Annotated in this window: 8 protein-coding genes; 6 read left to right on the top strand and 2 right to left on the bottom strand. The window is 45.8% G+C overall.

Translation table 11 applies throughout. The features are described from left to right. The 3 genes from QT974_RS02515 to QT974_RS02505 all read left to right on the top strand — a co-directional run. Positions 1-4295 (top strand): S8/S53 family peptidase (locus tag QT974_RS02515; RefSeq protein WP_333466953.1); only part of this gene is annotated, 4295 nt, incomplete at its 5' end. Between the two features lie 40 nt (positions 4296-4335). Continuing rightward, a complete protein-coding gene (locus QT974_RS02510; RefSeq protein WP_333466952.1) occupies positions 4336-4797 on the top strand; it encodes a hypothetical protein in 462 nt (153 codons plus the stop codon). Beyond that, positions 4797-4991: a hypothetical protein gene (locus QT974_RS02505; RefSeq protein ID WP_333466951.1), complete on the top strand. Its 195-nt coding sequence runs from the start codon at positions 4797-4799 to the stop codon at positions 4989-4991. The genes QT974_RS02510 and QT974_RS02505 overlap by 1 nt, the downstream gene beginning before the upstream one ends. A 23-nt stretch (positions 4992-5014) precedes the next feature. On the opposite strand, the gene QT974_RS02500 is transcribed toward QT974_RS02505, so the two are convergent. After that, positions 5015-5227 (bottom strand): hypothetical protein, encoded by a 213-nt coding sequence (locus QT974_RS02500; RefSeq protein WP_333466950.1) that lies wholly within the window; start codon positions 5225-5227, stop codon positions 5015-5017. A 276-nt stretch (positions 5228-5503) separates the two neighbouring features. Here QT974_RS02500 and QT974_RS02495 point away from each other — a divergent pair, with 276 nt between their 5' ends. The 3 genes from QT974_RS02495 to QT974_RS02485 all read left to right on the top strand — a co-directional run bounded on the left by QT974_RS02495 (position 5504) and on the right by QT974_RS02485 (position 10592). Beyond that, positions 5504-5728 carry a hypothetical protein gene (locus QT974_RS02495; protein WP_333466949.1) on the top strand — a complete coding sequence of 75 codons (225 nt, stop codon included), beginning with the start codon at positions 5504-5506 and terminating at the stop codon, positions 5726-5728. Positions 5729-6032: 304 nt separating this feature from the next. After that, complete coding sequence (ppc, locus tag QT974_RS02490; protein WP_333466948.1) at positions 6033-9137, top strand: phosphoenolpyruvate carboxylase; 3105 nt, start codon at positions 6033-6035, stop codon at positions 9135-9137. A gap of 300 nt (positions 9138-9437) precedes the next feature. Continuing rightward, positions 9438-10592, top strand: a complete 1155-nt coding sequence (locus QT974_RS02485) for a phosphodiester glycosidase family protein (protein WP_333466947.1) — start codon at positions 9438-9440, stop codon at positions 10590-10592. A gap of 11 nt (positions 10593-10603) precedes the next feature. Here QT974_RS02485 and QT974_RS02480 read toward each other — a convergent pair. Then, the coding region (locus QT974_RS02480) for a hypothetical protein (RefSeq protein ID WP_333466946.1) at positions 10604-10800 on the bottom strand (197 nt) is incomplete at its 5' end.

The raw sequence follows: 10800 nt of genomic DNA, 5'->3' as shown, positions 1-10800 counted from the left end.
AAACATCTCCCGTAGTTGAAACCAAAAACCCGACTGTTTCCGAAATTCCCAATTCTGCGACAACTCCGACTGAGACAAAAACCGAAACATCTCCCGTAATTGAAACCAAAAACCCGACTGTTTCCGAAATTCCCAATTCTGATCCAAACCCTGCTGAAGCAAATGTCATCAACTCAATCGACTTCATCACAGGTAACAAAATAGAAACACCCGTCTTTATCCAACCAGACAAACCAGAAATACCAGCATCCACAACATCCACAGACATTCTTACCGGCGAAATTGAAAACACTTACCCAACTCTTATCGATAATGCTGAAACAGCATCAAGCCAAAATCATCAACCATCCGCATCAGAATACATAGTTACCGACACTCAAACTATTCCCGAAATCTCTGTCACCGAAAACCACCACTCGCAGCAATCAGAAAATATCATCCCCGACAGCGACAATCAGCCGCCAACAACCATCGACAAATATCTAAACCCCGATTTTGACTCCGAAAACATCACAATTACTCCCGCAATACCATCCGACGAAAACCAGCCAGAAAACTCACCAAACATCATCACCGACTCCAATACAAACATCAACGAATACACAATTACCAACACAGAAACCCAACCATTAATCGGAATAATCGACACCGGGTTTATCGCCGACAACCCCAACATCGACTACAGCCAAATTATCCTAGGAAAAGACGTAATTGACAACGATAACAATCCCCTAATCCAACCAAATCAAGGAAACCAACACGGCGAGACAATATTAGAAATAATCAGCACACCCAACAATCAAAACAACCCCAAAAAAGCTCCCACAATTTGGTTAGCAAGAGCAACTGGTAGCAGCAACTGGCATCAATCCCTAATCGAATTTGTAGACACCGCCAAAGAATCATCTCAACCCAACGCCGTCATCAACCTCAGCTTCGACTTAACCGGTATCAACCCCGACGGTACAGAAACCACACGCTACCAACTCACACCCGAAGAAAAAGCAGCACTAAAATATGCCCAGGATAACAACATCCTGATTGTAGCAGCCGCTGGCAATGAAGGAACCCTAGTTTCAGCCCTAGGGCAAGCCTCAACAGAATTCAACAACATCATCACAGTCGGCGCAGCAGAAAATAACAACCGCAGCGCATATTCCAGCTATGGAGAAGGCTTAGACATCCTAGCATTGGACACAATTGGCAGCACAACAGAAACCACAACCGAACCAAAACAAGGCACATCAATAGCAGCAGCCATCATCACAAAAACCATCTCCCAAATGTGGGAAACCAACCCATCCCTCAACCCCCAACAAATCAAAAACATCCTCCTAGAAACAGCAACAGACATCGACGTACCCGGATGGGATGAAAGAACAGGATACGGCATCTTAAACCAAGAATTAGCCATAGCCACAGCCGCCCAAACAATCCCCGCAATCCCAGTATTAGCAGCCACCAAACAATTAATAAAACCCCTAATCAGTGCCGATCAAAACATCAGCCAAGCCACAGCCAAACCCTCATCAAGAGCAGCATTAACCAACGGCACAACCAACACACCAAAAACCACCACTACCTCAACCGGAGACTACAACATTGGAACCAGTTCCACTACCACAGAACTAGCGCCAAACACTACCAGCAATACCAGCAAATCCGGCAGTACAACCAGCACCAACACCCAAACCAACCGAAGCTACTCACACACAAACTCCAACTGGAACAAAAGCCGTACCAATACCAACAGTAACGGCAACTCTTTCTATGAAACAAAAACAGATACAAACACAAACACCAATGACTACACAGACAAAAACCTTTCCCTCTACTCAATAGAAAGAACAGATAAATCCCAGTCAAGCGAGAACCGACTCAAATACGAAGGTACAGTCAACAGCCAAGGCTCATCCAAAGAGAAATGGAGTTCAAATCGCAACTATACAAGTCCTTCACAAACTCAAAAAAGTGCTGAGGACAGCTACCTAAACCGCCAGACTCAATCCGATGGCAAACATGACGGTAACTATGGAGAGAGCAATTCCAAAACCCAAGAAGATTCAGGTTCAAAATCAACCACAAACAATCAATATACCAGCAGCAATGGAAGTTCCGGCGACAACACTACAACTCAAAGAAAAGGAAAAATTAACTGGACTTCGAGCAGCAAAGGCAACAATTCCAACAGCACTTACAGCGGCGATAATTCCGAAGTCACTCAATCCAACTCTCACAGCAAAACTAGCAGCGACTCATACAAAACAAACAATAGCAGCGACAACCGTTCAATCACCAACAACACCTGGGACAACACCACAACCAACGGCAAAACCGTCGGCAGCAGCACCCGCGATACTTACTCAGAAGCCAACAATAACTACAACACCAGTTACGACGACGGCAAATCAAAAAACAAAAGCAACACAGACACATATACCCAAAATCAATCCCAGGAAACAAACAGCAGCAACGGCACTAACTCTTGGAGAAACAATCGAGATAATAATTACTCCATCACCAGTGTAAATAATACAGACACTTACAAAAACGGGGGAGACAGTAGAAACCACAATCGAGACTATTATTCAATTAACAAATCAAACTCTTCCAGCAGCAACAGTTCCGGAAAACCCAGTTCCAAAAACGAAAGCGAAAACTATTCTGAAAATCAAGAGCAGTGGGACAACGAGTACAAAGCTGATACTTACACGACTAAAAGTAATATCAACGAATCGACAATAACGGCTAGTAAAAGTAATAGCAGCACCGAAGGCAACAATACCAATTCATCTAACAGTAGCGATACCTCAAAGACGAGTAATTCACAGACAGTCACAACTTACAAAGATGGTCGAAAAACTGAGGATGGCAGTTCGACTTACGAAAAATGGTTGAGGGACAGCAGTTACGATAGTAAAGGTCTAGTGAGTGACGTTTACAAGTATTCTAGCTGGACTTCTAGTTATACCAAGTCTTACTTTAAGGGAGGTTACAGTTGGACTGAGACTATCAGTGGCTCAGATTCTGAATCGACCACTAAAAGAGCTGTTTATACCAGTAGTAGCAGTAGTTGGAGTTGGACTCGTAGCGGGACTGTCTGGGATGACGGGAGGAATGATTGGAGTGAGAGTTGGTGGAAGTGGAGTTGGAAAGATGGCAAGTATTTGCCGAGTGAGTCTGACTCGAAGAGGGGAGGGTTCGATCCGAAGAAAACAACACCGCAGGTGAATGATGTCCCGAAATTTGGGGAGGCGCCGCGGTTAACTAAGGCTCCTAAGCGGCAGGTGCCACCGGAGTTGAATAAGCCTCCTAAGCCGAGTAAGGATATTTTGTTGATACCGACTGTGATTATCAAGGATGCTGCCTCTAAAAATACTTCAGGAGACAAGACTTTCTGGCTGCCAACTGATATTTACAAAGAGCTTAAGTCTGAGAAGGTGATTAATGGAGATGGCTATTTTAATGCAAGTAGCCCTAACAACAGACCAAACAAAAACCCTTTGCAGAAATTGCTAAAATTTATCAATAGGCTGTGGCAGAAAATAAGGCAAGGTGGAAAGGCTGTCCTAGATTTTGTAGGTGCTCTTCTTTACTACTACCTCAAGAACAACTTAGCTTTTCTTCATCCTTTCACTGACCCTCTTTTCCCAAAAGGGGTAGAAGCCAGAGCCAAACTGGAAAAACTCTTACAAAGAAGTAAAGCAGCTCAGGCCGGAAGAGGTGCTGCTGATGTGATTGGAATTCTGCAAGGAATAGCAGAAATCTTGTTTGGGGGTGGTGGTAGTATTGGTGGTGGTTTGAGTGGAAACCTGGTGCTAGCTGAAGCAGGATTGGCATTAGCAGCGCATGGATTAATATCCGTACAGGTTAATAGCAAAGATTTGGAAAATCTCATAACTCAGGTTCTCCAAAGCAATTCCGGTCATAATCCTTGGGATGATGTTTCCGATGAGGATTTAGAAGAATTTTTAGGAGAGAGCAATCCCGCCTATGAGTATCTAAATACTCGTTCATGGCATCCAGGTGGTTCTGCAACACCAGAAATTTCTGTGAAACAACACTTTAAGAATCATGGTGCTGAGGTAGGTGCAAAGAATATGGAGGAGTATATTCAGCTAGCAGAACAGTTTAAACAAGTAGTTCTGAATGACAGAAGAATCCAAGGACGTCCTATAAGTGGAGCCACACCAAATGTTTCGAGGTATGAATCAGGAGGCAAATATATTGATCTAGTCGATTTAGGTCAGGGAAGATATGGTATAATCTCTTTTGGTAAGGTTTGGCACCGTTGATAAAGTCAAATTTTAATATGATAAGGAGGCTTGTTCCAATATGGCACTAGAACATAGATTTTTTTGCTTAAGAGAAGGAGAAGTTAGTTATGCAAAGTGCATGAATTATTATGAAAAGGAGTTTGAAGTTAGTATCCACGATGACATAATGCGGTACATGAATGATACCTTAATGTGGATACCATGTACTCATCTTTCACTTCCATATAAAAAGAAAACTAACGGATTATCGCTTTATGGTATTACAATCATTCATCAAGAAAATGGTGAAATATTTTATCATGTATTCGAGTCATGGTATCACTTGTTTTCAAAAGCTCCTGATAGATTTCAGCTTTATGGGGGGATAATTATAGAAGGTGACAGAACTGTTTCAAGTCCACCCAAAGTTCACACTATCGAAGTTGAGCGAGACTTGCTTCTTGAAAAGCTTCAAATTCTGCTCAATTATGCTAATCAGGTGATTGAAGGTGAATTCTTTATTTTGCATTTGGGTATTTGATGATAAAAACTTCAGTCGCCCTCGCGCACAATGTACCAAAAGCTCGATCGCCCGCTCGCACAGCCAAACACCAGTTTTGTGCGGGCTCTCTGATTGTCGTTTGCGTGCACTCTTGGCGATCGTGCGGGCGATCGGACTTTTCTCAATGGTGGGAGAATCCGGTCGGGATAGCTGTGCTTCACGGACTTTTCTAGGTTGCTGTCGCTCGCCCGCACAGTCAAACAGTCGATCGCCAAGAGTGCCCGATCGCCCCTACAGTCGAGTTTTGTCCCAGATATCTGATTATCGTTGAGATGCACTCTTGGCGATCGCACACCGGGTACAATTCCCTTTGAGTCGATCGCCCGTTTTGAGGTAATTTTTCTATTTCGGGCGAGCGCCCGTTTTGAAAAAAGCTGTTGTACGGGCGATCGCTCTTAGAGACCTCCACAAAAAGAATGATCCAATAGCTATGTGGGTTTAGCGGAAATTTCCACAAACCATTTTGGTCATTATAGGATCAATCATTCTGTGGTGTTCTCTTATGCTCTGATATTTGTGTAACGTCCTTGAGGATATCTCGGCACGCGGCTATGTCTGGCGTGCGACCGACACGCCACTAATTCTTAGAGGAACACCGGAGCTTGCTCCAATCTAGGATACAACGAGGCAAGAAAACCCGCCCTAGCCTGTAAACTAGGGATAACAGAATACGCAGGAGGGAGCTATGCCGTCGGAAAACCAAGACTTGCCCAAACCTCAAACCCCTAACAATCCTAAATTGCCAATTCCCTCAGATATTTTATTGAGCTTGGCCGCCTTACCCATGCTGGGCGGCTTGCTGGCTGCCAAAGCTGCTGCTGAGTTTGTGAGTTCGATCGGCATTGAAAGCGAAGAAGTCTTTCGGGGTTCGCGCCTCCCGGTGCTCAACTTTCCTCACTCGCACGACTAGAAATCTCAAGGCCAGTTCAAAGCCAAATTTTTTGACCGAAAAGCTTGACATTCGGTAGAATCCGTGCTGCTAAAATTTGTCTTTGCTTCTAGCTTCTCCATCAGTACCTTCCCATCACAAAATTAGTTTCAAAACACCAGGAAACGGAGGCCCCGTACTCCAAACCACGATCGTCATGAGTCATCCGCAAGCGCAAATCGCAAATTGTATAAGATGTCTCAAATTTGACTGCAAATAAAAGTGTTTTAGGTGAAACTAAACCATACAATTTTCTAGACACCCGCAGCTATTGAGGAACAGCCCGATGAGTTCAGTCCTCCAGTCTTCAGAACAGGCTATTGATTCAGCATCTATTCCCCATTCTGCCTCTTACTCAAAATCAGACCTGTTTCTGCGCAATCGCCTCAAAGTAGTAGAGGACTTGTGGGAATCGGTGCTGCGACAGGAGTGCGGGCAGGAATTGGTGGATTTGCTCAACCAAATGCGATCGGTTAATTCCGCCGAGGGACAAGCCACTCACTTTGGCGAATCGAATGTCGTACAGCTAATCGAAAAGCTCGACCTTAACGCCGCCATCCGTGCAGCCCGGGCTTTTGCGCTGTATTTTCAGTTAATCAACATTGTAGAGCAGCACTACGAACAGCGAGACCAACAGCTAGCTTACTCTGGTAGCAACGACGCTGGGGCGCGGATGTTTTCTAAGCTGCCGGGACAAGCCACTGATGCGCCCGATCGCCCGCGGCACAGGGAAGGCCCAGGCCCAGCGCCAACGGTGGCGAGCAAAGCAGAGAGCAGCGAGACGATCGCCAAAGACGCCGGAACATTTCACCAATTGTTCCCGATGCTGCTGCGCTTAAACGTACCGAGCCAGCAAATCCAGCGTTTGATCGACCAATTAGACATCCGCTTGGTATTCACCGCTCACCCGACAGAAATTGTCCGCCACACGATCCGCACCAAGCAGCGGCGGATGGCGAAGATTCTCCAACAGCTAGACCAAATTGACGAGAAATTTCAGGTATTGGGAGCAGACTCTCAAAGCCCCTACCCGGTGTCTTCCTGGGAAGCTGCGACGCTCCAAGAGCAACTGATGGAAGAAATTCGCCTCTGGTGGCGTACTGACGAGCTGCACCAGTTTAAGCCGACGGTGCTTGACGAAGTAGAGTACACCCTGCACTACTTCGACGAAGTGCTGTTTGATGCGATTCCCGAACTCTACCACCGCTTAAAGCAAGCTCTGCACGCTTCCTACCCTTACCTGAAACCGCCGAGTTACAACTTTTGCAAGTTTGGTTCTTGGGTAGGTTCAGACAGGGACGGGAATCCTTCTGTCACTCCGAAAGTTACCTGGCAAACTGCTTGCTATCAACGCCATTTAGTGCTGTGTAAATACATCAATGCGGTAAAGCGCCTCAACGAACTGTTGAGTTTGTCGCTGCACTGGAGTGACGTATTGCCAGAATTGCTCGAATCTCTCGATCGCGACAAATCGGAATTTCCCGATGTTTACGAACAATGGGCGATTCGCTACCGCCAAGAACCTTATCGCTTAAAGCTGGCCTACGTGCTCCAGCGGCTGGAAAACACGCGCGATCGCAATTGGCGCCTGTACAAAGGAGACGAGTTGCAGCGCGAGCGCGAAGCTCTCTCAGAACATCCCGGAATGACCGGGCTTTATCGATCGGGAACCGAGTTTTTGACCGAATTGCAACTGATCGAGCGCAATTTAGTCGAAACTAATTTGAGCTGTCGGGACTTGGAAAATCTGCTCTGTCAAGTAGAAATTTACGGATTTAACTTGGCTTACCTAGATATCCGCCAAGAGTCAACAGTACACACCGACGCTTTGAGCGAAATTGCTGAATACTTGCAAATTTTGCCCAAGCCTTACAATCAAATGTCCGAATGCGATCGAGTTATTTGGCTCGCCACTGAGCTGCAAACTCGCCGCCCTTTAATTCCCGCAGAATTGCCGTTTTCCGCCAAAACTTGCGAGACGATTAATACCTTCCGCATATTGCGGCAAATGCACCAGGAGTTTGGGCCGGAAATTTGCGAAACTTACGTGATCAGCATGACCCACAATGTCAGCGATATGCTGGCAGTTTTGCTGTTAGCAAAAGAATCAGGGCTGTACGATCCGGCAACAGGAATTAGCAGCATTCAAGTAGTTCCTTTGTTTGAAACAGTGGAAGATTTGAAAAAAGCGCCGGAAGTAATGGAGCAGATATTTGAACTGCCGCTTTATCGAGCTTTGCTAACAGGAGGATACGCGCAGGAAGTAGCAGAAAAAAGCGCCCAAAATCTCAAATTGCAAGAAGTGATGCTGGGCTATTCCGACAGCAATAAAGATTCGGGTTTCCTCAGCAGCAACTGGGAAATTCACAAAGCCCAAAAAGCTTTGCAAATGATTGCGGAAAAGTACAGCGTACAGTTGCGGATTTTTCACGGCCGGGGCGGCTCAGTAGGGCGCGGTGGCGGGCCTGCTTACAAAGCGATTTTAGCTCAGCCCGGAAAGAGTATCAGCGGGCGAATTAAAATAACCGAACAAGGCGAAGTTTTGGCTTCTAAATATTCTCTGCCTGAGTTGGCGCTGTACAATTTGGAAACTGTATCGGCGGCGGTAATTCAAGCGAGTTTGCTGCACACTGGTTTTGACGGCATCGACTCTTGGAATGAGATTATGGAGGAATTGTCTGCGAAATCGCGATCGCACTACCGCAATTTAATCTACGAACAACAGGACTTAGTTGATTTCTTCCATCACGTTACCCCGATTCAAGAAATCAGCCAGTTGCAAATTAGTTCGCGTCCAGCCCGCCGCGGCGGCAAGAAAGACATCAGCGGTTTGCGGGCAATTCCATGGGTATTTAGCTGGACTCAAAGCCGCTTTTTGCTGCCTTCTTGGTACGGCGTAGGCACAGCATTGCAAGAGTTTCTGCTAGAGGAACCGGAAGAACACATGAAACTTTTGCAGTATTTCTACTTGAAATGGCCATTTTTCAGAATGGTGATTTCTAAGGTAGAAATGACTTTATCTAAGGTGGATTTGCAGATTGCGGAACACTACGTGCGGGAGTTAGCTTTACCTGCTGACAAGGAGCGTTTTAAGGCTTTATTCGACCAAATTGCTGCCGAATTTTACTTAATTCGGGACTTGGTTTTAACTATTACCGGACACCAAAATTTGTTGGATGAAGATCCGTCATTGCAGCGATCGGTGCAGTTGCGAAATGCGACGATTGTACCTTTGGGTTTGCTCCAAGTTTCGCTGCTAAAACGGTTGCGGCAACACGGTACTGGCAGTGTTCCTGGGGTAATTCACTCGCGTTACAGCAAAGGTGAATTGTTGCGAGGAGCTCTACTGACGATTAACGGTATTGCCGCCGGAATGCGAAATACGGGCTAAAAAACTGGTTTGTAGTGAGGACTAAAGTCCTTCTTTTTCAGAGGACTTCAGTCCTTCTTTTTCAGAGGACTTCAGTCCTTCTTTTTCAGAGGACTAAAGTCCTTCTTTTTCAGAGGACTAAAGTCCTTCTTTTTCAGAGGACTAAAGTCCTCACTACGAACTGGTTCAATCGTTGCGAGTGAGCGTCCTTCTTTAAATGCGCTGCGGTGCATCGAAGGTAAGGATATTTTCAGAATTAGCGCGATCGCCCGTTGTAGTCAAAGACATAGAAACCATTCTCTATTCTAGCTGAGATTTTTTATGTCTAAACGCAAACAATCTGAAGGTTGTCGCCCGATGCTGCGGCGCACTTTTTTATTTTTAACGGGCATAGCTTTGGCGCGGCTTATGGCTGACTATTTTGCGATCGCCCAAAACAGAGATAATTTCTTAACTGTTGCGGGTCAATTGTGGCAAAAGTCCCTTGCTTTTTTATCAAAACAACAATCCAATCAAACTCCTGTACCTCTACCCAACAATCCCACCATCAAATTAGGGAAAAATTCTCAAAACTTGCCCAACAATCCCACCGTCAAATTGCCGGAAACGCCTTTACCAAAAGCCACAAATTCTCCTGTAGTACAGTCTCGCCCTCAAATTATCAGACGTTCGGCCAATCAAGCAAAACCCGTACAAGTCAGCAGCCAAACTGTAGCTGGCGCAAGTTTTTATCTCACAACTATTGACCTCGCAGATCCCGAAATTTATATCACAATTGGGTTAGCTAATGATGCAGATTTAGCAAATAATTCTCAAGTAACGCACGGCGACGAACCTTTTGAAAATATGGTTGGCCGTTACCGGGCTGCTGTGGTTGCTAACGGGACTTTTTTTGGCAAAGACGACCAAAAAGCTGTGCTGGGAAATATGGTGGCGGCGGGTAAGTTTCTCAAATACAGCCGCTGGGAAAATTACGGTACCACTTTGGCAATAAAAGCAGGTAATCAATTATCGATGATTACGGCTAGAATTGAAGGCCAGCCGGATTGGCGCGAACATTGGTTTTCTCTAACTTGCGGGCCGAGATTGGTGAAAGGGGGGAAAGTTTGGCTGTCTCCTTTGTCGGAAGGATTTAAGGATTCTCACGTTTTGGGTGTGGGTTCGAGGACGGCGATTGGCTTTCCGGCTTCGGGCGATAAGTTATTTTTGGTGACTTTTCTTGACAGTTTGTCTTTGGAAGCAGAAGCTAAAGTTATGCGGGCGATCGGCTGTGTGGAAGCGATGAATTTGGATGGGGGTGCTTCGGTGGGTTTGGCTCATCAAGGCAAGATTTTATTACCACCGGGACGGAATTTGACGAATGTGCTGGTGGTTTACGATCGCGAATATCCTGCACCATTTCAATTAAAACAGTCTTGGGAACGCTTTCAAAAGGGATCTCGACCTTCTCCCGATCCATCTGTCTTTTTTGATTGATCTAGCAGAGGTCAGTAGTCCTCCCGTCGGGCCGTCGGGCCGTCAGCTTGTCCCCCCGTAGCAGAAGGATAGTCAGCGGTTAAATCACCTGATACAGTTAGAGAGTCGATGGTAGAGTGTCCCCCACCATCTCTCCTACAAAACCGTGCTTGCGACTGTTGGGTAAGAAAGCATACGTCGCCGTATCTCCCTCCCCTAAGAACCGGAC

It is taken from the genome of Microcoleus sp. BM001215392, from assembly GCF_036700185.1.
Taxonomy (GTDB): domain Bacteria; phylum Cyanobacteriota; class Cyanobacteriia; order Cyanobacteriales; family Microcoleaceae; genus Microcoleus.
This window is presented reverse-complemented; position numbering and strand designations above follow the sequence as displayed.